Source organism: Lapidilactobacillus luobeiensis, assembly GCF_024345205.1.
GTDB classification, from domain to species: Bacteria; Bacillota; Bacilli; order Lactobacillales; family Lactobacillaceae; genus Lapidilactobacillus; species Lapidilactobacillus luobeiensis.
On sequence record NZ_BROC01000038.1, the window covers coordinates 1 to 22,616 of the forward strand.

General features: G+C 52.1%; 18 protein-coding genes. 1 reads left to right on the forward strand and 17 read right to left on the reverse strand.

Features of this window, described 5'->3' with window-relative positions:
- Positions 1–272: 272 nt before the first annotated feature.
- The 17 genes from OCU21_RS10470 to OCU21_RS10550 form a co-directional block, all read right to left on the reverse strand.
- Positions 273–1,253: a chitosanase gene (locus OCU21_RS10470; RefSeq protein WP_261807353.1), complete on the reverse strand. Its 981-nt coding sequence runs from the start codon at positions 1,251–1,253 to the stop codon at positions 273–275.
- Positions 1,250–2,230: an SGNH/GDSL hydrolase family protein gene (locus tag OCU21_RS10475; protein ID WP_261807354.1), complete on the reverse strand. Its 981-nt coding sequence runs from the start codon at positions 2,228–2,230 to the stop codon at positions 1,250–1,252. Before OCU21_RS10475 ends, OCU21_RS10470 begins: the two co-directional genes overlap by 4 nt.
- A gap of 879 nt (positions 2,231–3,109) precedes the next feature.
- The gene (locus tag OCU21_RS10480) at positions 3,110–3,922 is read right to left on the reverse strand and encodes a DUF2399 domain-containing protein (protein WP_261807355.1); all 813 of its coding nucleotides are present in this window, start codon (positions 3,920–3,922) and stop codon (positions 3,110–3,112) included.
- Positions 3,922–4,551 (reverse strand): SbcC/MukB-like Walker B domain-containing protein, encoded by a 630-nt coding sequence (locus OCU21_RS10485; protein ID WP_261807356.1) that lies wholly within the window; start codon positions 4,549–4,551, stop codon positions 3,922–3,924. The genes OCU21_RS10480 and OCU21_RS10485 overlap by 1 nt, the downstream gene beginning before the upstream one ends.
- A 13-nt stretch (positions 4,552–4,564) precedes the next feature.
- Complete coding sequence (locus OCU21_RS10490) at positions 4,565–5,380, reverse strand: hypothetical protein (protein WP_261807357.1); 816 nt, start codon at positions 5,378–5,380, stop codon at positions 4,565–4,567.
- 15 nt (positions 5,381–5,395) lie between these two features.
- Positions 5,396–7,060, reverse strand: coding sequence for a coiled-coil domain-containing protein (locus OCU21_RS10495; RefSeq protein WP_261807358.1), 1,665 nt, complete (start codon positions 7,058–7,060; stop codon positions 5,396–5,398).
- 262 nt (positions 7,061–7,322) lie between these two features.
- Complete coding sequence (locus OCU21_RS10500; protein WP_261807359.1) at positions 7,323–8,339, reverse strand: DUF4194 domain-containing protein; 1,017 nt, start codon at positions 8,337–8,339, stop codon at positions 7,323–7,325.
- 144 nt (positions 8,340–8,483) lie between these two features.
- Positions 8,484–10,010: a hypothetical protein gene (locus OCU21_RS10505; protein WP_261807360.1), complete on the reverse strand. Its 1,527-nt coding sequence runs from the start codon at positions 10,008–10,010 to the stop codon at positions 8,484–8,486.
- Positions 10,011–10,168: 158 nt separating this feature from the next.
- Positions 10,169–10,966: an aminoglycoside adenylyltransferase domain-containing protein gene (locus OCU21_RS10510; protein WP_261807361.1), complete on the reverse strand. Its 798-nt coding sequence runs from the start codon at positions 10,964–10,966 to the stop codon at positions 10,169–10,171.
- 163 nt (positions 10,967–11,129) lie between these two features.
- On the reverse strand, positions 11,130–11,894 hold the full coding sequence (locus OCU21_RS10515) for an alpha/beta hydrolase (RefSeq protein WP_261807362.1): 765 nt from the start codon (positions 11,892–11,894) through the stop codon (positions 11,130–11,132).
- 92 nt (positions 11,895–11,986) lie between these two features.
- Positions 11,987–13,981 carry an elongation factor G gene (locus OCU21_RS10520; protein WP_261807363.1) on the reverse strand — a complete coding sequence of 665 codons (1,995 nt, stop codon included), beginning with the start codon at positions 13,979–13,981 and terminating at the stop codon, positions 11,987–11,989.
- A gap of 112 nt (positions 13,982–14,093) precedes the next feature.
- Complete coding sequence (locus OCU21_RS10525; protein WP_261807364.1) at positions 14,094–14,774, reverse strand: TVP38/TMEM64 family protein; 681 nt, start codon at positions 14,772–14,774, stop codon at positions 14,094–14,096.
- 75 nt (positions 14,775–14,849) lie between these two features.
- The gene (gene recQ / locus OCU21_RS10530; protein ID WP_261807365.1) at positions 14,850–16,667 is read right to left on the reverse strand and encodes a DNA helicase RecQ; all 1,818 of its coding nucleotides are present in this window, start codon (positions 16,665–16,667) and stop codon (positions 14,850–14,852) included.
- Positions 16,668–17,942: 1,275 nt separating this feature from the next.
- Positions 17,943–18,821 (reverse strand): proline iminopeptidase, encoded by an 879-nt coding sequence (gene pepI / locus OCU21_RS10535; RefSeq protein WP_261807366.1) that lies wholly within the window; start codon positions 18,819–18,821, stop codon positions 17,943–17,945.
- A gap of 169 nt (positions 18,822–18,990) precedes the next feature.
- Positions 18,991–19,851: an AAA family ATPase gene (locus tag OCU21_RS10540; RefSeq protein WP_261807367.1), complete on the reverse strand. Its 861-nt coding sequence runs from the start codon at positions 19,849–19,851 to the stop codon at positions 18,991–18,993.
- 313 nt (positions 19,852–20,164) lie between these two features.
- Positions 20,165–21,184, reverse strand: a complete 1,020-nt coding sequence (locus tag OCU21_RS10545) for a DUF4179 domain-containing protein (protein WP_261807368.1) — start codon at positions 21,182–21,184, stop codon at positions 20,165–20,167.
- Positions 21,177–21,704, reverse strand: coding sequence for a sigma-70 family RNA polymerase sigma factor (locus OCU21_RS10550; RefSeq protein ID WP_261807369.1), 528 nt, complete (start codon positions 21,702–21,704; stop codon positions 21,177–21,179). The genes OCU21_RS10545 and OCU21_RS10550 overlap by 8 nt, the downstream gene beginning before the upstream one ends.
- 325 nt (positions 21,705–22,029) lie before the next feature.
- Between OCU21_RS10550 and OCU21_RS10555 the strand changes: the two genes are divergently transcribed.
- Entirely contained in the window at positions 22,030–22,560 is a 531-nt protein-coding gene (locus OCU21_RS10555; RefSeq protein ID WP_261807370.1) for a sigma-70 family RNA polymerase sigma factor, read from the forward strand.
- Positions 22,561–22,616: the final 56 nt, after the last annotated feature.

Genomic DNA, 22,616 nt, shown 5'->3' on the forward strand with positions numbered 1-22,616 from the left:
TAGAATCTCAAGAAACAAAGAAAAAGAGGCCTAATATATCAACTTTCTCTTGACTAATGGTAGAAAACGATGCCCACCGCGTTCCAGCCGCGATAAACGTCCTGAGGCGGTTGCGTCACCACCCAAACCCACCACTTCTGCCATCAAGCGAAAAATCATGAATAGGACCCGGTTGCGCTCACGCGCAACACCCACTCAAACCCGCAATCAAAGCAACACAAAAAATTCGCCGATCAATTAAGATCGACGATTTTTTTATTCAAAGAACGTTATCAGGGCAACTGCTTGACCATGGCGGCGGTCAGGTGGTACTGATCACCATACATGCGCCATTGTAACGGCAGTTTCAGTTGGAAGTTGCCGGCGGCGATCAACTGCCGCTGGACTTGAAGTCGTGACAGATCCTGATGGGCCGTTTCTGCCAACATGACTGGTTGGCGCGCGGCCAGAAAGGCTTTGAGATAAGTGGCCTGCTTGCCGCCTTGGGCAGGTGTTGGAGCCTTTTTCAAGGCGGCGGCGCGAATGCCTTGGAAACTGTCGGCCTCCGCCTTGGTTCCGGGGCCATGGACCACCAACGCATCGTAATAAAGGTATTGACCTAAGGGAGACAGGCCGTCGCGCTGGGCGTAACTCACGGCGGGATCCAGATATTCTTGGCGGACGATCGTGTTTTGCGCCTGGATCATTTTAGGATCTTGACTGGCCTGATGCCACGCACGGACAAAGGGCTTTCCTAAACCGCGATGTGACGCCGTGCCATTGACTTGGCGCAGCGCGGGCAGGTATTGGGTCAGCTTATTCTCTGGCGCCAGTTTTTGGTAGCGCTGAACCACTTGGAGCAGATCGCCGGTCCCGCTGGTGAATCCGATGATGCCCGCAGTGTAGCCGCGGCCATCGCCGATATCTTCGATGTAACGGTAGGCGGACTGATAAGCGGTCGTCGAATTTTCGGCGCTGGCGACCAAGGCGAAAGCAATCTTGCGCAAACGGCCGCTGGCGATCGTCGGTGGTTGCGTGGTCGGATCGGCGCTTGATTGAGCTTGACTTGAACGATCTGTGCCAGACCGACTTTGACTTGAGCGATCCGCTTGGGCTTGACGCTGGTGTGAGCGATTGGTGGCGGAGCGATTGGTAGCAGACTGATTAGTGTCGGTCGGCATTTTGGTCGGCGCGCCGCACCCGCTCAACCCTAATAACCAAGCGCCGCTGACTAGCACCAACAGCACCCACTTAAACCGACGAATTTTACTCATCGGGGCATTGCCTGCTGGGGCCAATGCAGCGCCAGCATTGGCCCCGGTGATTGTGGCGCGGGTGAGAAGGGGAGCATCGCATGGGTCGGGAACGCGGTGAGACTTGCCGGGGTCTGTTCACCAGGCGCTGGGTTCGCCGCTAAGATTGCCGCCAGATCCGCTTGGAAAATCGGCGTCCACAGCTGGCGATAGCCCAATTGAGTCGGATGAATACGGTCATACATAGCCAACGGCTGGGCGTGGGTCCAAGCCGTCACCGTGGGGTCGTTGCTCAGATCGATCACGGCGAACCGCCATTTGGCTTGCAGGTGATACAATCCGCTGATCAATTGCTGGTAACGGAGATCGGGCTCAGTAGTGACGCAAGTGTAAAACACCACCGGGCAATGCCAGTGGTCCTCAACATACCCACAAATGGCTTCGATCGCGCCTAAAGTGGTCGCCGTTGCGAAATCGCGCCGTTGACTGGCTGGCGTGATCTGCCCCAGCGCTTTCCCTTGACCAATATCGTTGGTCGACAACTGGCAAACAAACAGATCCAGGGGTTGATCTAGGGGTAATTGCTGTTGTAGGCGAGCCCAATAACTATCGGCGCTGGGTCCGGCCAAGGTGGTGCCGCTGACCGCCAATTTAGTGGCGATCACGCCGGCGCCAGTTTGCAAATAATCCACGAAGGAAACTCCCAACGATGCGGCGCCATAAGTAATCGACGATCCCAAGAAAGCGATCCGCCGACCCACTAATGGCGACGTAACTTCTAGCGGCAAGGTCGCCGGGGCGAACGCGGCGGCATTGCCTGGCGCTTCTGCGGCCCAAGGGCTAAGATGCAGGCGGTGCTGGCGTTGTGGTTGCCGCTGTTGCCGCTGCCGGCGTGATGCACGCCCTGCGCTGGTCGCGGCCGCTTGGAACCAGCCCCGGTCATGCTGGCCCGCCCATTTTTTTCCAGGTTCGGTCAAAGCAGTTCTAGATATTGCCAAAATCATCAGACTTCTTTCAAAATTATTCTTTTAAGCTTATTCTCAAAATCATTCTTCTAAAATCGCTGCTTGAACTTTTCGGTGAATTTTTTGCGTTGCTTTGATTGCAGGTGTGGTAGGTGTTTCACGTGAGCGCAACCGGCTGGGACTGCTGTTGCGGACTGGAACGTGGTGGCGCTGTTTTGAGCCAATCCGCAAAGTACGCGGTTTGTCTCAAAATCAGGCCTTGTCCTAAGCGGCAGAGCCGCCAAGGACAATTTCACCACTGAGCCGCGCAGTCCCAGCCGGTTGCTAGGCAGAACTGGACCTATCTGCAATCAAGGCGAAGGATTTGACGAAGTGCTTTGGCAAGAATGAGGTCAAACAATTGCCCGGTTTTGGGGTGGTACGACAATGCCAACGGATTTTGATCAAGAGGTCGGGACACTTTGCGTAGACCAAACATCTCTAACTGTTTCCTTAACAATCCACTGGTGTGAACCGACTGATTCAGTTGATTCGCCAAGATTCTGCCCAAGTTCATCCAACAGACTGCACTAGTATCGCCAATTTAAAGCTTGTAATCTCTAACCACGGTCGTCATTTGCGGGGTTCCTCATCACTTGGCAATAGCTTGCCAATCGGCGGGACTGCTCAAACGACTGTTAAAACGTTGAGCGGCTGGAGCGAAGAGAATTGGGGTGAGATCGCCGTGAAATTGGTCTTAGTGGCTTTGCCACTTAGACCAAGGCCTGATTTTAAAACTCGCGTACTTTGTGAGGCTTAAAACAGCGCCCACAGCGAGCTCACCCCGATTCTCGCAGTGCAAGCTGCGGTCAATCTACTTTTGTTTAAATAGACTCCACTTAAGACCTTTTCGCTCAAACCGGCCGCCTTGGTTCATGTTTTGCGATCCAGCCATGATTGGATCAAGGTTTCGTATTCGCCTAAGAGTTGTTCTTGTTCAACAAATTTGCCGAACAGATGAATCGAATCCAATTGCTGGCGCAGTAAGGGCTGCTTGATGGGGCAATCGCGACTGCGCCGGGGATCTGTTTTCCCATAGAGCGCCAGCCAGCGGGCCACATTATTGACACTTTGCAGCGCTAAGAACGTGGCGATCGGCGTTTGCTGGAGTTCTCCGAAAAGATGATCAGCCATTCTGATCCCCGCCTGATCCAAGTCACCTAAATAGGCGAACTGAACTCCCCGCGCCTCCAAGTTCCGCATTAGGCGTAAATAGGTCGCATTGAAGTCATTGCCTTGCTGATCGATCAAAGGCCACGTGGGATGATGGGCGTGAAGCCAGACGAAAACGCCGTTATTTTCAATGATCACAGCTTTTTGCTGGCACAGTGGGAAGGTCAACAGCGCCGGTAATTGCCAGGGGTTCAGCGACAAAGGCTGGGGCAAGTCCGTCGCGAATAGATTGGCGCAAACAAAGGCCATCCCAATCAACTTCGCCGACATTTCTTGGACCTGCTCCGGTTGGAAATAATGGGTCAGGATCCACTGGTAGTACCGATACAGCGGCGGATTACTTTGGGGATCATTCAGTTCGTGGGCGGTCAAGCCAGCCTCCACAGCTTGTTGGCCCCGGGGCGGCAACACTTGTCCCGCCGCCAATCGATCGAACAATGGTGCTAACTGCCCGGCTTCAGGCGGTGTGATTTGACCAGTCTGAGCTTCGTAAAACGTTTGATAAAGATCCATTAGTCGCCCTCATTTTTCCGCCAAATCAAGGCCGGTTGAACAATATTGGCATAGTACTTACCATCGTTACGCCGCGGCGGCGCGATCACTTCATAAACCAAATTATCGACGCCATCGGCCAGAATTTTGTTTTGACCGCCGCTGGGCATGGTGGCGATAAAATTGAAGCCGAAATTCGCGATGGTTTTCGCAAATGATTTCGCGGTTTCCGGGTCTAATTTGTCCGCGAATTCGTCAAACATCACCAAGTAAGGCGCGTCCTGCTGGTGGGCGCGGCGCAAAATCATTTTCGGAACCAGCAACAACGGCAACACCATGGCCTGGGCCTTTTCCGCGCCGGAACCACCTGATTGGACGAACTTGTTGTCCACTTCCTCATAGTCGTCCTCGGCGCTTTGGCGGCGTTTGATCAGCACCTTGAAAGCCGACCATTCCCGGGTATCTAACAATTCTTGGGCCCGCGCCGTGAAGGTCTCTGGATCAGCGGCGCCCTCGGTATCATTGGCCAATTGATTCAAGCGCTGCGCCACTTCCTGTTGTAAAAGTGGACTGGTCGCGCCAGTTTGCGGGGTCAACACCTCATCGATCAACGCTTGACTAACGGTTACCGGGGTCAATGCGACTTTCAACTTGATGCTTTGTTCATGGGTAAAACCTTGGGGCCAGCATCTGATTATAGGTCGCGATCAAGCGATACTGATCCTCGATTTTAGTGGTTGCTCCAGTCAAATAAGTTTTCTTCGCCAAGTCATTATTATTCGTCCGCTGGTCCAAAGCGCGCTGCACGCTGACTGTATCCGTTGCCAGACTTGCCAAGGCTTCATTCAGGTCAAACGCCACCACGGTCATTTCCCCTGCGCTGATGCCATGGGTACGCATGGCTGCGGCCACCGTTTCATAGCCCAACTCGGTAAAAATCGCGTCCAAGGCTTGGTCATTGTTGGCCTGATCTTTACCTTGACGCGTTGGCGCATCCAATAGTTGACGGATCTGCTCACTTAATTTACCAAAAGGATGGGTCCGCACCTCACTTCGATGTTGTTGGACAAAGGCAACTGCCGCCAGCAAATCAAGCAAAGTCACCTCTGCTGGCGCAAAAGGCGTGATCGTTTGTAAGGCTTCCTGTCCGGTAGCGGTCAAAGCTTGCGTTTGCGCCGTCAACCGGTGGATCTCACGTTGGGCATTGGCGACTTTCTCCTCTTGCTGGCTGATTTGATTACTCAACGCTTGTAATTGTTGCTGCAACTTGCGCCGTTCATCCATCGCTGTGTCTAACTTCGTCGGCACCGTCTTATCGAGGACCAGTCCAGCTAATTGTTGCTGGAGGTCGACCAACGCCGCTTGCAGTTTGGGCACGTCATAATCAGCCGACAAACCGGCGCGGGTTTCCGCCAGACTTTGGTTGACATTAGCCTGTTCCCGTTGCAATTGCGCTTGAGCTTGTTGACTTTTGGTCAACTGGTCTGCCGCTTGTCACAGGTCGATTTGTTGCGCTCGTAGTTGTTCGAGAAGGACCTCGTGCTGCCAGAGATAGTCAAAATCCGCCGACTCGCGCGCCAACGCCGTCTGTTGATCGCGCAAACCCTGGGCCGCCTGATCAATGCGCCGGGCGCCATGCTGATGGATCCGCAGATTATCTTGGTGCAGGCCTTCGCGAACTCGCGTATACAGCGGGGATTGAGCTCGATTGTCGATTGCCTGGTCCATTTCTTGACTCATGCCATGAACCAAGGTCACATCTTGATTGGCCCGGTTCGCGCTTTGTTCCAGTGCTTGATATTTTTGCTGGCGGCGCCGTTGTTGCGCCAAATATTCCGCCAGCCGCGGCGCCAAGGCGATATCATCGGTGTTGTTGGTCAAGATCTCCGTGAGCTCTGGCAGATTAAGCGCCCGACCATTGATCCGAGCCAAAACTTGCTTCAAGGTCATGGTCGCAACTTGACCCACTTCAGTTTCCGTACCCAACTGCTGGGCTAATTCAGCCTGCCGCTGCTGGTATTTCTCGATCAAAACCGCTTGCCGCTGAGCGTTCACTAGCAGCGCTTGGGTCGTCTTGATCGTCTGCTGACAATTGCGCCGCTGCTTTTGCAAATTATTTTGCTGGGCTAACTCCTCCTGTAACGCCGCAATTGTCACTTCCAACTGGGCTAATTCCGGTTGCAAAATCGTTCTTTGTTCCGTTAGCTTGGTGATCTTCTGGGATGCGGTGGTGGCTTGTCCTTGCCACTGATTCAACTCTTCACGCAACTGGCTGAAGGGCTGCAAGTAAAGTTCGTTGATCCGGTTCAAATTACGCCAAAATAGTTGTTTTTTCAGGCGCTGCAACCGACCCGCCGCAAATTTGATCCGAGCCAATTTACGTTTGGTCTGGTTGACTTCCCGCTGGGTCTCAGCAACCGTATTAATGAAGTTGGGGTCGATGCCTTCCTGGGCATTTTTCAAAGCGGTCAAAATCGGCGCGAACCGGCCGTTACCAGCGGTGAGGATTGGCGAGGCCAGAATCCGATAATCCGCCGCCAACCGGGTCAGATCCTGGCTATCAGTAAAGCCATAGACCTTCGCCGCCACAAAGCGCTGATACTCGCTGTTCTGATCGAAAACGTGCAGTTGCTCGCCCAATTCCTGATTCGCGGCGACAAAATCAGCCTGATCAAGACCCTGACCCTGATCATCTGTCGTGACCAAGTTCAAGCGGGCGTTCGGATCGGCGCTCAACACCACAAACCACCAAGTCGGCTTGTGGGGATCGCCAACCGCCCGGTGCGCGCCTAACCCTAGGATCACTTGGCGATAGCGGGAGCGCAACACTTGATAGACATAGCCAGTCCGGACTTTCATCGCCCCAGGACCCCAACCCAGCAACATATTCTCAAAGGTCCGTGCGTCTTGTTGACTGCTACGAGGCGCACTTTGCTTCTCTAGCCGGTCGAAATTCTTCTCAGGATTAAAGGAGGGTGTCGCGATGGATCCATTGACCAGCATGGGGAAGAAGCAATTCGCTAAGGTCGTCTTGCCCACCGCGTTTTCCCCGACCAGGGTTAGATTGCCATTGGCCGCGGCTTGCAGATCCAGACTGGGGTACAAATTAAATTGACGTAAATGAAAACTGATCGGCACTAAATGTTCCGCTAAACTCATCGCGAGTCCTCCTTATAAACGTGCTGCGCCACCCGGGGTGGTTCTCACTCTGTTCTCTAGCCATGGTCCTCATTTGCGTAGCGCCAAATCGATTGAACACAGCTTGCCAGTCGGCGTGAGTGTTGAAACGAATAAGATAACGTGAGTGGCTGGAGCGTGGCGTTGAAACGTGTTCACCACCCCAGCTTCTTCCGCTTAGCTACGCGATGTCTCCGGAAGCGAAACCCGCTTCCAAAGCCATTGCTAGGCTAATGCTCAGAAGCTAACCGGGCTGGCTCACACTCTGTTCTGTCACCGCAAAGCGATTGGCCAAAACCGTTGGCACCACAAAGCCAGCGTGTTCTTGGACCAGTCCGTTGCTCAATAACGCCTGTTTGACCGGCGTCGTCCCACCCTGGTAGCGTGGCAACACCTGGGCGGCCACCGCATTGATTCGCGGACTCAGTGCCGCCACCGGAATCCCGGCGCCCAAAGATTGGGCCACCGCGATTGCTAGAATAAAGGGTTGAGCTACGCTGGGTTGGCGCTGACGATCCAACAACAAGGCATAATCCTGACCCATTTCCAGTCCAAAACGCCCTAGTTGCGCCCATTGTGCCGCAATCTCGGCCTGATGTTCCCGCAAAAACGGCCACAATTCTGGCGAAGTCTGTGGACTGATAAATTGTCGCAACAACAAGGTTTGATTGACCTGCTGCCCTAAGCTAAGTTTTGCTGGCGCAGGTGGGGTCACGAGCCGATCCACTAAACATTGGGCCACCTGATTGAAATTCACATCAACGATCCAATAATCATCAACTTCCTGAGGATCGCTGCTCGCGGAATCTGCCATTTCGGGCACGCCAGCGATCAACAAGCCCATTTGATCCACGAACAGTTGGGTAATTACCCCGCGAATCTGCCACTCACTAAGTTCCACCACTTCACTATGGACCTGCCGAATGATCGTCCGCGTGGGCACCGCCCGATCTTCAAAACTATTTTGTAATTCCGGCAAATTGATGACGGCTTTGAGCGTCGCCAATAAGACGTGCACGACCTCTGGCGCCAGCCCCTCCCCGCCAAATAGACAGGCGAAGTTGCCTTGGTATTGCGTCGGGGTCACCCCTAACAACTCCTGTAAAAACGAACTGATCCGTTGCTGGGTCAGCGGCTTTTTACTGGCGTTGGCAGCGTCGATCTGGCGCTGCGCCATTTTCGCAGTGGTGCCATTGGTGAAGACGCCCTGATCGAACAACGCGTTGATGATCGTGCGCTCATTTTGATGGATCTGAACCATTTGTCATCCTCCCTACCGCTTAAAATCATCTAAGTCAAGCGTCTCGTTTACTTACCGGATCAAATCAGCCAATGAATCGTCTAACAAGGCTGTCTACCACAAGCCCGTGCTATTTTGTCATCGAGCCAAAGTCGATCAGCCCGATCATTCTGCTAACCAAAGTGCGAACCCCATCGGCAAAAAAGCACTATAACTTTCACCAGTGACATGCAAGCGGATCGCGCCTGTCTGCGGCAAGGACTGCACCTTTTTCACGGCGCGGCCAAAGGGAGTAAAGCTTTCATAATGTTGATAACCGGTGGCTTCATACAAATGGATCACCACGTCGCGCGCCAATTGGCTGCTGAAAACCAAATCATGATCAACGCGGCCATAATCCTCCGTCTGCAAGACTAACCGCTTGAACTCGGCCAAGCCTTGAACACTATCGGAAACCACCGCCGCTGGCAAAACCACCTGTGGATTATCTGCCACTGTGGCGATCACCCGCGGCTTGGTCTGAGCCTGATAACGCACTGGTCCCATAGTGGTGGCATTCAAGAGATCAGTTTCATCTTCCACGGTGCGATCCAGAGCCAAATGTCGAGGCAGTGGCGCGCTGATTTTCACCGTTTGATACTGCTGCAATAATTGATCCAATTGACTGGTCAACTGCTTCACATCAACGGTTTGGCGTTGAATATGTTCATATTCCTGACTCAAGATCTCACCAGCGCCCATAATCGTTTGAAATAGAAAATAGACCGTGTCTAGACTGGTATCGATCGCGCTACTACTAAAGTCAAAACTCAAAACCAGCCGCTGCAATTCTCGGCGCACATAGGCCTGCATTTGTTGCGACTTCAGCACCAGCGCCTCGCTTTGCCGCAACGCATGGCTCACATCCAAATTATCGCGACCCTGTTGGCTCAACGCCACTTGCTGGGCAAACGTCGTCGAATGGACCAAACGCCGCAAGCGCGGACCCTGGTCGATCAGTTTATTGAAGGCAGGCACCGCTTGCTGCTGCAACATTTCTTGCAAATGGGCGGCCAGCTCACTGCCATGATTGAAGGCCAAGTCGTTGGTCACCTCATCCAAGTCCTCGTCCAACTTGTGCATGCCCTTCATCACATCGGCGTAAGCCACCAACATATTGCTGAAATCATTGTAAAGTTGCGTATTACCCGTTTCCAACACCGGCTGGCTCAACCTTTGAACCAAGTCACAATACTCATCGATCCGGGTAATGTTGGCGGTGACCGTATTTTCTGCTTCCACCACCCGCTGCATCATCGTCAAATATTCGATGCCACTGCTGGTGATGCGATAAACCCAAGATTGGCTGGTGTGCGGGGTGCCTCCGGCGAAATAGCGGCGAACTTTGCGAGGCGCGGACTCGATCAAATGGGCCTGTCCCGCTAACACCCCTAAGACTTTCTTCAAAACAGCCTCGGTGATCGGCGTTTCACCGGCGGCCTCATCCAAATAAGCCTCATTATATTTCTGGATCAGTAAATCCAACGTGGTGGCCTGATTACTGCGACCACCATCATGATAAAGAATCGTCAGGATATGCCAACCAGCCAAACGATGGTTTTGACTCAGGCCTAGATTACTCGCTAATAACAGTGCCTTCAACGCTGGTTCGATTTGAACGGCGATACCGGCCACCTCCTCATCCAATGTCACTAAACTCAATCATACCAGTTTTTGACCAAGTTTTTTTCCGGAATCCTTCAGAAAAAAGATCAGAAAGAATTCCGCGGCCAAATCCGGACGCAAAACTTTCCGAATCCCGTCTCGCCACGCTGGTATGCTCGTACCGTCAATTTACCTAACCTACCACACTAACTCGTCAGTCCGCCGGCGAGTTGCTGTAAGCACTGGGTCGCAAAGCGCCGGGCCAAATCCGGTGTCACGGTCGCGGTCCACAGTAGCTGCCCCTGCGTTTGATAGGCTTGCAGTGCGGCGGCGATCAACGCCTGAAATTCCGGCGCGCAGTGTTGTAAGCCCCATTGACCGCCGCCGGCCTTAGACAAAATCAACCGCTGTTGCTGATAGGCCAAGACTCGACAAAGATTCAAGGTCAAGTATAGCGGTGCTTGCTGGATCTCTTCGGGGGCGGCCGCCACATCAGCAACGATACTGTCCCAATAGGCCGCGACCGGCACGCGGCCGAACACCGTGGCAATCGGCGCCCCGACCAGAACTTGGCCGTAAGTTTGCAAGATCGTCAAATGCGCCGCCAAATCAGGATCAGTCCCCTGCATCGTGGTCAAATAACGCTGAGGATCCTCATGGTAATCCCGCCAATGCGCCGGGGAGAAATGAAAATCAAAAGGGCAAGGGTCCTGAAAATGGCGGACTGCACTCGCCACTAAAACATGAAACTCCAATCCTTTTGCTGGCGCCAACGGCCACAATTGTTGCAAAGTGACTGTCATCAAGGCCTGCTTTTCCGCCAGAGTCAACGGTTGTTGGACCACAATCAAGTAATCTAAGTCGCTGACCGCTGGCCGGTATGACCCCAACACGATCGAGCCGTGCAAATAGACGCCGACCAGATTCGCGCCGAACAAAATCAAACTCGTTTGCTTCAGTTGCGTCAATAACAGCGCGGTTCGCGGATCCATTCTCTTTTCCATCACCAGTACCTCCTGCTTAGTTGAAGCTCGGGCTTTAGCGCCTGCGTAATTCCTCGTTTGCACCATTCGCCACTGATAGCAGTCATCGCCAATTTAATACCGCGCCAATCTGATCCCTGCCACTTCAATGCATCGCTGGCGCCAGTCAACTTGGCGGTAGGCCTCATTCCAGCTCGGCGAGCCATTCCGACATTTCGGTGACGATCCAGCGTTGTTGCGCGGCGTTACTGACTTTGGCTGGTCGGTCGCCTTTTTGCGCGCCGTAACTACCAAAGCCAGCGTGATTACCATCGATCAGTTGGGCAATCGTGGTTTGGGCGGATAAGTAAGCCTGCGCCTCACGCCAGCGCTTCTGATTCAAAACACCATCTTGGCCGGCAATCAAGGATAGCACTGGCAGGTCTGTTCCGTGAAGATCGCCTTTCTTGTCAGGGTAACTGGCAAAAAAGAAAACGCCCTTCAACTGCGGGCTCAAGTGCTGGCTGGCGTAGCGACTGGCCATCACCCCACCTAGGGAATGGCCCCCGATCACATAATTTTCATTTGGATGTTGCCGCAAATAACGATCGGCTCGTTTTCCTGACAAAACCGCCAAATTCAAAGGAAAGCGGGCGATATAAACATTGTGGCCATTTTCCGCCAATTTTTGAGCCCAAATACTGTAACTGGCCGGTGCCACTAGCGCGCCGGGATAGAAGATCACCGTCGGTCCTTGCGGCTTTTTAGCGGCGAAAAACAGACCATCAGCGCGGGACTGCCCGGATTGCTGCGCCACCGTAGCCGCCCGTGGTGTTGGTTGGTAGCTCTGCGTTTTGAGTACGGCAACACCGATCAACACCAAGACGGCCAAACCAGCGATCAGCGCTAACCAAATTTTGGTACTTTTCTGCAATTTCTTCTTCAACACTTTGCCCTCGATCTTCCTCATCTCGGCGGCGACCGTTTATCAAACCAGATACGACCGCCATCACAGCTTGATCTGATTGCATTGGCACTAGCCCGCCTACCAACACCGCCACTTTATTGCAATAAGTCCGCCTGATAGGCTAAATGCGCGGCGGCGGGCACTTGATCCCAAGCCACCGGATAGCCCGCGCCACGGGCACAAAAAACCGAATCCGGCGTGTTTTCTAAATCAGCGACCGGATCATAAGCATTGGCCGCCAACACCGCAGTCGGCTCGTGACAAGGTCGATAACCGGCCAAGGTGCAACTCAACTGCCCTTGACCGTGGCTGTAAGCATTGACTGCCTGCGCGTAATTTTGCATCGTGGCAACGGGCGCGGTCCCGGTCAGGATCGTTCGGGCGGCAGCCGTCGTTGTACTGCTAGTTGTCAGTGGGTCAATTTCGGCGTGCATTTCTTGCAGATCGTTCAACGCCCGACCGGTCTGCGCCCCCGCCAGTTCCAAGCGAAACTGATACCAAGGCTCCAAGATTTGGCAGGCGTCCTGTTGCTTGAGCATCATCAAGCCCTGACGCAAGGCCCGCCAAGTCGCCTCGCGAAAATCGCCGCCCACCGAATGAACATTGCTGGCCCGACCTGCCACCAAGGTGATCTGCACGTCGGTCAAAGGCGCCCCTAGTAGCACGCCCAATTGTTCCTTGGCAAATAAATTCGTCACCACTTGATGTTGCCAATTGCGACCCAGAACATCCAAGGGACAATCACTCTTGAAGGTCAAGCCACTGCCCCGCGCGCCAGGTTGCAATAATAAGTGCACCTCCGCGTAATGGCGTAACGGCTCGAAATGGCCGACACCTTCCACCGGGGCTGTGATCGTTTCTTGATACAGGATCTGACCCGCGTCAAAGCTGACCGCCAATTGATAGCGTTCTGCCAACAACTGTTGCAGCACTTCCAGTTGGACCGCGCCCATCAACCGCACGCGGATCTCTTGTAATTGCGGCGACCAGGTCACATGGAGTTGGGGGTCCTCATCTTCCAGTTGGCGCAACGCTACCAAACAGGCGTGGGGATCCTCCCCTTGCGGCCGCACCGCATAGGTCAAAACTGGTCGTAACGCCGGCCTGATCTGAGTGGTAACGCCACCCAGTCCCTGCCCAGGAAAAGTCGTGGTCAAGCCCGCGATCGCGCCAACTTCACCCGTTTGTAACGCTGACACGACTGTATATTTTGCACCGTTATAGCGCCGCAATTGGTTGGCCTTTTCCGTGCCTAGGAGCACAGTTTTCGCGGGCAAACTACCGCTCAGCACCCGGACCCACGTCAAGCGTTCCCCCTTGTCATCATGGGAGATCTTGAAGATGCGCGCGCCAAAATCTGCCGCTGCGGTCGGGGCGTTCACCGTCTTAGCGGCAGCATATTTCGTTTCAGTCCAGCGCGCTAAGCCCGCTAACAAATCGGCGACTCCAGTCATTTTCAAGGCCGCGCCAAAATAACAAGGGACAACCTGCCGCTGCCGGATCAACGCGCGCACCGCGGTATCGGGCACGCTCCCCGTCGCCAAAAAATCATCCAACAAGTGCTCGTCTGCTAACGCCAGCGCCTCTTGCGTGGTCGCGGATAACTCGCCCTGATCAGTCAAACGAAAGTCTAAACAGCCCTCCGCTAATTCCGTTTGAAGTTGCCGCAAAACACCGGCTGGGTCGGCGCCGGTCAGATCACTTTTGTTAATGAAGATGAACGTAGGGACTTGGTACCGCTCTAAAAGCCGCCACAACGTTCGTGTATGGCCTTGAATGCCATCGGTGGCGGAAACCACCAAGATCGCGTAATCCAATATACTCAAGACCTGTTCCGTTTGCGTCGCAAAGTCCACGTGTCCCGGCGTGTCCACCAAGGTCAAGGCCAAGTCTTGATACTGTAACAGCGCCTGATGGGAAAAGATCGTGATCCCTCGCTGTTTCTCCAACGCGTCCGAGTCCAAAAAAGCATCGCCCTTGTCGACGCGTCCCAATTGACGTAAGGCGCCTGCTTGATACAAAAGCGCTTCTGATAACGTCGTTTTACCCGCATCAACATGAGCCACGATCCCTGCAACGATTTGTGTCATGAGCCAATCCTTCTTCACTAAAGTAATCACAGCTAAAAATAAAATCAGGTAACACCGCAATGACGCGCGAATCACCTAGCCAGCCACGCGACTCAGCGCTGATCTTTGCGCCTTATTTTTTGGAAAAAGAGCGCCGCCGCAAATGAACTTCATATTCAAAGACCGCCACGATGACTGCGAGCGCCAATAAAATCAAGATCCCTGGCCAGGCGCTGGCCACCACCAACAGATCGCCAGCAAAGGCGTAAATGAAGGCCACGATCGTTGAGCCGATAATGCAAGCGCTGATCCGCGTCCGCTGAGGCACGTGGGTCGCACTGGCCGCGGCGTTGACAAACGCGGTGGGGATCATCGGCACTGCATAACCGATCACCATTCCTAAGGCCGGCCGCCGCATTTGGACCAACAATTGGTACAAGCGTGAATTTGATCGCGCGCCATGACGCCGATCGATCACCGTAAACAATTGCGCCTGAACGAGATTTCCGACGATCAGCCCCACACTGTTGACAGCAAAGCCCAACCAATGTCCGAGAAACCCACCGGCGATCAACGCCACCGCTGAAGCTGGCGCCCCAGGGATCAAGGTCATCACTGCTACTACCACACCAAAGCCCAAAAACGCAAAAGGTCCTAAGTGACGGATCCGCAGAATATAACGCCGATATGTTTTGACCCCATTGAAAAAACGCGCCAGCTCAGCCTGATAACGCCAGCCAAAAAGTAATAAAATCAGCGCGATCACAATGATCACTGTAACTAAGAGCATTCTTTTACGTCGTACCATCATCATGATCGCCACCTTTCACCCGAATTTCTTTCAAATCGATCGACCAGCCATACGCAGCAAATCGCACTTAGCACCTGCCTAGATACTAAGGTCTTTTTCAGAAGTAACACGATCTGTTGTTGCCACCGCCGCAGCTTCACCGATCGCCGTCATGAAAAGAGCGCCATATTTATCTAACTTACTCTGCCCTACGCCTTTGACCGCCAAGAAATCAGTTTCTGTCTGCGGGCGCAAGCGGACCATATCCCGTAAAGATTTATCTGAAAAAATAACGAAAGGCGGCACTTCTTGTTCAGTCGCCAACCGCAACCGCAAAGCCCGCAGCTTTTGGAAAAGTTCATCGTTGACTGGTAGTGATTGTTGCGCCCGCGCGGCTTGCTTACGTTCAACTTTGCCTTGCCCGCGCAAAATCGCAACGCCAGAGCTCGTCACTTGTAACACCGGATATTGCCCCGCCGTCGCCTGTAAGTAACCAGCCGCCGTCAAAAAATCGATCAAGCCGGTGACCTCTTTTTGCGTTTGCTGGCTGAGCAACCCGTAAGTGGATAGCTCTTGCCAATGTTGTTGCCGGATCCGTTGTGTATTCGCGCCAGTCAGGACCTGCGCCACGATCGATTTACCAAAGCCCTCATGCATGCGCACCACACAAGACAATACTTTCTGGGCATCCACGGTAATATCTTGTAGTTCGCGCTGATCCAAGCAATTGCTACACCGACCGCAGTCCTGATCTGTCTCCTCACCAAAATAACGCAAGATATAACGTTGCAAGCATATCGGCGTGTTGGCATATTGGGTCATTTCCTGTAACTTCAAATACTCCGTTTTTTTGAAATGCTCATCAAGTTCTGACTGATCGATGAAAAAGTGCTGGACTTGAATATCTTGCGACTTGAACAACAAGATCGCGTCACTCGGCAAGCCATCACGCCCAGCCCGGCCAGCCTCTTGGTAGTAAGCTTCGAGACTACCAGGGATCTGCGCATGGATCACGAAACGCACATTGCTTTTATCAATGCCCATCCCAAACGCGTTGGTCGCCACCATCACATTGATCCGATCATACAGAAAATCCTCTTGGGCTTGCCGCCGCGCCTGATCAGATAAGCCACCGTGATAGCAGTCCGCCGCGATCTTATGCCGTTGCAACAGCTGCGTCAGCCGTTCCGTTTCTTTACGCGTGCTGGCGTAAATGATCCCCGCCTGATCCGGATTCAATTTTAGATAATCAAGTAAAAAACGGTCCTGATCCTGATCACGAATGACCTGAAAAGCCAAATTATCCCGCGCAAAACCCGTTTTGATCTCGTTGGTCGTCGGGATCCGCAAACGCTGGCAAATGTCCGCCGCCACCTGTTCTGTGGCCGTTGCTGTCAACGCGATCACAGGTGGCTGACTAGGAAGCTCCGCCAAAGCCGGTGCCAAACTCAAATAACTGGGGCGAAAATCATGGCCCCATTGGGAAATACAGTGTGCCTCATCGACCGCCACCAAACTGATCCGTAAACGCGTTAATTGTTGCCGAAAACCATCGCTATCCAACCGTTCCGGCGCTAAGTAAAGCACTTTGATCGCGCCCGTCGCCGCTAAACGTAACCGTTCTTGGATCTCAGGAAAAGCCAAGGTGCTATTGATAAAAGTTGCCGCAATGCCATTTTCACGTAGCGCGTCGACCTGATCCTTCATCAGAGAGATCAGCGGCGAAACGACCAAAGTCACCCCCGGCAGTAATAATGCCGGGATCTGATAACACAGCGATTTCCCGCCGCCAGTCGGCATCAGCGCTAACACATTTTCCCCAGCTAAAACTTTATCGATTGCCTGCGCTTGTCCCGGGCGAAACTGATCATAGCCAAATTTATCTTCTAATATTTTTTGCGCTGCTGCGTTCACCATTTAGATCACAAAACTCCTTTACTCATAACGTCACTTCGGCGGTCACGTCATCACTCTAATTTTAGCAGAGTTTGCGGTGGATTTCTCAGTAAACTCGGATAAGTTTATGGTGTGGCACCGTGGCCTATGTTGGCCGCGGGCTACGTTGCGTGTGGCGGGTGAGCTCGCTGATTTTCTATATCTTGGCCGTAACTTTCACTGCGCGGTTCAGGGTGAGCTCGCTATGTCTCTTCTGTTCCAATCTTGGCCGCGGGCTGCGTTGCGTGTGGCGGGCAAGCTCGCTGTGGGCGCTGTTTTAAGCCTCGCTTTGCGAGTCTTAAAATCAGGCCTTGGTCTAAGTGGCCCAGCCACTTAGACCAATTTCACGGCGATCTCACCCGCCACACTCCACTCCGCCCGCTCAACCGTTTTAAGCAGATCAAGCTGCTACGCCATTTCACCTGCTCGTGTAAATTGACAGATCTCACCGCAATTGACGACCATGGCTAGTGGTCACAAGTTCGTACTGATAGTTACATCGTACCGTAACAATTAGCTTGACGATCACCAGCAACTCTGGTCAAGCGGTTGAGACTGCCAGACAGAACCTTCTCACAAATTAAGTGGATATCATTTTGATCACCACACTTGCAAAAGCACTTTATTAACTACTCCGCCAAGATTGCAGATAAGCGCAATTCTGCTTAGCAACCGCCTCAGGGCGTGTGGCTCTATTCAAAGTGTGAGCCGACCTGGGCAGCTTCTGAGCATTAGCCTAGCTCTTATTTTGGAAGCGTTCCTTGCTTCCAGAATAAGAGCGTAGCTAAGCGGAAGAAGCTAGGCCGGCAAACACGTTTCAGCAGTGAAATTTGTCTTTGTGGCTTTGCCACTTAGACAAAGACCTGATTTTGAGACAAGCCGCGCCCCTTGCGGATTGGCTCAAAACAGTGTCCACTGCGTTCAAACAGAGTGCTTACCGACCTGGGCAGCTTCTGAGCATTAACCTAGCTAGGATTTTGGAAGCGGGTTGCGCTTCCGGAAGCCTAGCGTAGTTAAGCACAAGAAGCTAGGTCGGTAAACACGTTTCCAGCCACCAAAAACGCCCTGAGGCGGTTGCGTCCCCACCCAAACCCAGCCATACCTGCAAGCAAGCGGAGAAATAAATACAGAAGCTCCACTTTTCAAAGCAATTCAAAAAAATACCCACTGAAACACTCGCTTTTAAATACGCCGAGTCCAAACAATCCCACGAAAAAAGCACCAACGCCAACTCGGCATTAGCGCTTCTCAGAATGATCAATCATGGGCGTTCAGCCAAGTATCCAACACTGAAATAAATTCATCGTGCTGATCCAGTAAAGCCAAGTGCCGGCTATTCGCGAACAAATGCCACCGCGCACCGGGAAGATGATCAACGACTGATTTTGCGATCAGTGGCGTACACAAGTCGTCCGTCCCACTGGTGACCAAGGCCGGTACTTTGATTTTGTGTAAATCATCCGTAATTTCGAAATCACTGATCGTGCCATTTTCAGTAAACTCATTCGGTCCTTCGGCGATGCGGCTGGCTCGTTGACCATTTGTCGGTCGCCGTAGCGGTTCGGGGGAGTTTTCATCGGGAGCGTCCCAGCAATAGCGGGCCATGTAACGTTCATTGGCCGCCAAATATTGCGCGCCGGTAAAATCGCCAGTCCGTTCTGCGGTGGCGATCGCCGTGCGGTCCTCATAGCTCAAGTAAGAGATCAACCGATGTTGCTCGCGCGTCCATAATTTCACTGAGGCAGGCGAACCATCGATCATCACACTTTTCACACCTTGGGGATCAAAAGCGCTGAGATAATACATCGCCAACATCCCACCCCAAGACTGTCCGAGCAAGTGGACTTGATCCAAATGGAGATACTCGCGCAAAGCTTGCAATTCCGCCACCCAAGTCTCTTTGACATAAACTGCCGGATCTTCTGGCAAGGTCGATTTGCCACAGCCGACTTGGTCATACATGATCAACTGACGACCAGTCGCCGCATAGTCATCGAGCAATTCAAAATAATTGTGGGATGACCCGGGACCACCGTGGAGCAACAACAGCGGCGCCTTAGTCGTGCTGGGTTCCCCTACGATCCGATAATAAGTTTGATAGCCGCGAAAAGGCATGTAACCTTCTTCGATTTTCATATACTGACTTCCTTTAACAATCCTGATTTAACGATAATGATTGACCGTCTAGGCCGATTGTACGCTAAATCCGTTACTAAAACGAGACCTCTTTAAAAATCCCGCACCATCTTCCCCAATAGTGCCACAGCGCTACTCATGAAAATGGCACGTTTTTTTGACACCGGCCTTAATGCTCAAACCGTTGTTGATGCGTTGCAAAAAATTCCGCGTACACTTTGACCTCGGGCAATTCGTACCAAGCCTTGACGTTGACTGGCACATTATCCAGATCATAGATCTTGGCCTCTGGTAGCGCCAAAACAAAAGGCGAATGAGTCGCGATAATGAATTGACAATTGAAAAAGCGCGCGCTATCTCCCAGCAACCGTACTAATTCCTGTTGCCGCGATGGCGACAACGAGTTTTCCGGCTCATCCAATAAATACAAATGCTCATCTTGGATCCGTTCTGCAAAAAAGTGCATCGCGCTCTCCCCATTGGAACGCTCCCGCACCTGCTGATGCGTATGCTCGCGGGTATAACGAGACTGGGTTTTACGCCGCGTCTCCAAAGTTTTCTTCAATTCATCATAATCCGCCAGATCATGATAATGAAAATCACCAAATTTATGATCCAAATAATCTTGGAACACGGCCTCCCGCTGCAGATCGATTCCTTGATTCAGCGCCCGCAGAGCCAACATATGATCAAAGATCTCATCGCTGGTGATGATCGCCGATTTATCCGGGATCGGGCGATGATGTGTTTCCGCGCACAATTTTAGATAAGCCTCGAAAAAGCTAGAACGATTATACAACGCGCCGCGTTCCAGTTGTAATTTTTCCGCGATGATATTCAGTAACGTGGATTTTCCCGAACCATTATCGCCATAAAAAATCGTGATCGGCGCAAAAGTCAGTCGCCGCACCTGTTTATCCGGAAATATTTGAAACGGATAATAATCGCTGTACGCGCGACTGACTTGTTTCATGAAGAATTTCCATTCTTGATCAGCGCTGGCTAAAGTGAAATCTTCTAGATAAATCATCTTCTCCTCCGAAAAACGCTCAACGACCGTATTGTAGCTATGAAACACTCCCGGCCTTTCCTATTTCTGGGTCGGGACCCGTCTGGGCTGGAGCCTGCTTTGTTGATCTCATTATATCATCTCTAGCACCTGCTTTTTCTGCGGATCCCAATGACATTATCGCCGATCCAAACGATAAACATCGATTTCTCATGCTTAGAACAAAAAAACCAACTCAATGAGTTGATTTCTTATTGGAACAATTTAAGCCTGGCCTTTAGCCAGTTCATCTTACTTGGATCTATTTTACGGACGCACTAAATCATGACTATCCTTATTGCTCCGCAGGCCACAGCACGATGTCGCGCTCAATATCGGCGCCTACGATGTCTGCCTCAGGGGAGCCATCGGTTTTCATTTGATATTGATAGACAACGTGGTAGGTTTTCCCTTGAACTAATGGCTCTTTCAAAGGTAAGTGGGTGATCCCTAACGAGGCATAATAACCGTCCGTGCCATCGATCAATTGATCTTCCTCAGCAGTCTTGATCGCTGAGATCCCGATAAAGCCATAACGGCCATCAGTGGTCGTCCGGAAAGTAAACTCGGCCCCACTCGCAAAGGTCGTCATTGACACCGGGATGATCTCCCCACCAGGCAGATCAAGATCATAAGGCTTTTGTTGAATGGCATGCTTCTGCTGGGACTGGGTCAAGTTAATATTAAAATTCCAGCGACCCACGACACCATTGACGTTGCTGATTCTTATGGGTAACAACACCGATTCAGGTACTTCGCCTTTATCCACAAGAAAAGTCGCATGAAAACGAAAGCCGGATTTAGTTGGTTCAAAATTACTTGTCGATGAGGTGAGATTTTTCGCCGGCGTATCGTCAAGATCCAATGGCACCCAATCTTGCTCAGGATCTATCGCCTTGGTCAATCCGGTAACTTCACCAGTGTAGCCAATGGTCCGCCCATTATAATAAGCTTCGACCAGATGGACCGTGACCCCATTGGATGTGACCTTCTGATCCATTGACTTCGCAATACCATTGACATGGAAGCTGTTAAAGTGGTCGTCATGATGAAGATAAAAATTCGTCAACCACGCCACATTGCTCAACGCTCGACTGACGCTAGGATTGACCGCGGCCAATCCGCCCACGCCCAACAAAACAGCAGCGGCCGCGGTTAAGATCCAGCGGCCCAGATGACGCCGTCGCCGCGGCTTGACTTGCTTACCTGATGCTTGATCGATGCCCGTCTCGATCGCCGCCGCGACTAAGTCTTGGGGCACATCCAGTTGATCGATGCGATCATGTACCGCTTTTCGGGTTTCTTGTTCATCCATAATAGTTTCCTCCTAACTGATCGTGTAAAGCCGACCGTCCTCGCCGCAACCGCGTTTTGACGGTGCCTTCGGGAACATCCAACAATTGACTGATCTCGCTGATCGACATATCTTGATAATAGAATAATTGCAACGCTTGCCGATAATCTGCCCCCAAAACTTGTAAGGCCGCCAACAAATCAAGATGGGCCGTCGCGTCGATCATGGGCGCCACTTGTTCGGGTGGTACGGCCATCGTGGTTTCTTTTTGGCGGCGACGATAAAGCACCTGGGCCTGCCTGATCAAGATCCGTGTGAACCACGTGAAAAATTGATTGGGATCGCGCAATTGCGCTACTGTTTTGACCGCCTGGGTGGTCGCTTCTTGGATCACGTCCAACGCGTCCGCTTGATTGCCCACATACAAGTACGCCGTGCGATAAAGATAGTCGCCACGACTTTTCAATAATTGTCCTAGCGCCTCACGATCACCGGCCACCGCCTGCTGGGCCCATGTGATCTCCTTCAAGGTCAACTCCATCTCCTCAACGCCTCCTTTCACCCATTAGTGGTCTTTCCGCCTGAAAAAGTTTCAAATAAAAATTTTTTTGTCACGAATATGAATCCTACACCATTTTCCCTAAAAAGGAGACCACTTCATTTGGCGGTACAACTGAGGGGTTTTTAATCCCGAATCTTATCAAATAATTCGCCTGCCAGCAAGTTACTTCGTTGCTGGTTTTTTTGTTTTGTTCAGAAAATAATTATTTTGGCGTAAAATGTCAGCTTTCATGAAGACTTATCGTAATATAGGGTGTAAGGAATCTGGCAAGGTTTGGTTTTATAAAGGAGGGAGGAGGGCAGAGATGGAAGAAGTGGAGTTGATCGCTCGTTTGCGGGCCCAAGATGAAGCTGCTTTGACGGAGTTGGTCATCAGCTATGGCGGGTTTATCAATCAAGTGATTTTACACAATTTACCGAACGATTTTCAGCGCGATTTCACGGAGGATATTGCTAACCGTTGCTTTTATCAAGTGTGGATGCATATCGGGCAGTATGACGCGGATAAGGGCACTTTCAAAAATTGGCTGAGCGCGATCGTCAAGCACCAAACGATCGATTATCAACGCGGGTTGAAGGCGACGACGAAGGCGATCAGTCTGGATAAAGTGATTGTGCCGACACCGCCAGTCACAGAAGAGTTGGATTATGACAAACTCTTTGCGAGCCTTTCCAAGACAGAACAGCAAGTTTTCATGTTGTTTTATCGCGATGATTATCTACCAGAAGAGATCGCCAAGAAAATGCGAATGAGGCGTTTGACCGTCTACAAACATTTGTCGCGCGGGCGCAAAAAATTACAGGAGGAGGGTGTCTTTCATGGCTACTTTAACTAATCCGTTTGTGGCGGTCGTCGATCAAATCAATGGGTTTCCACAACGACCACATTCGC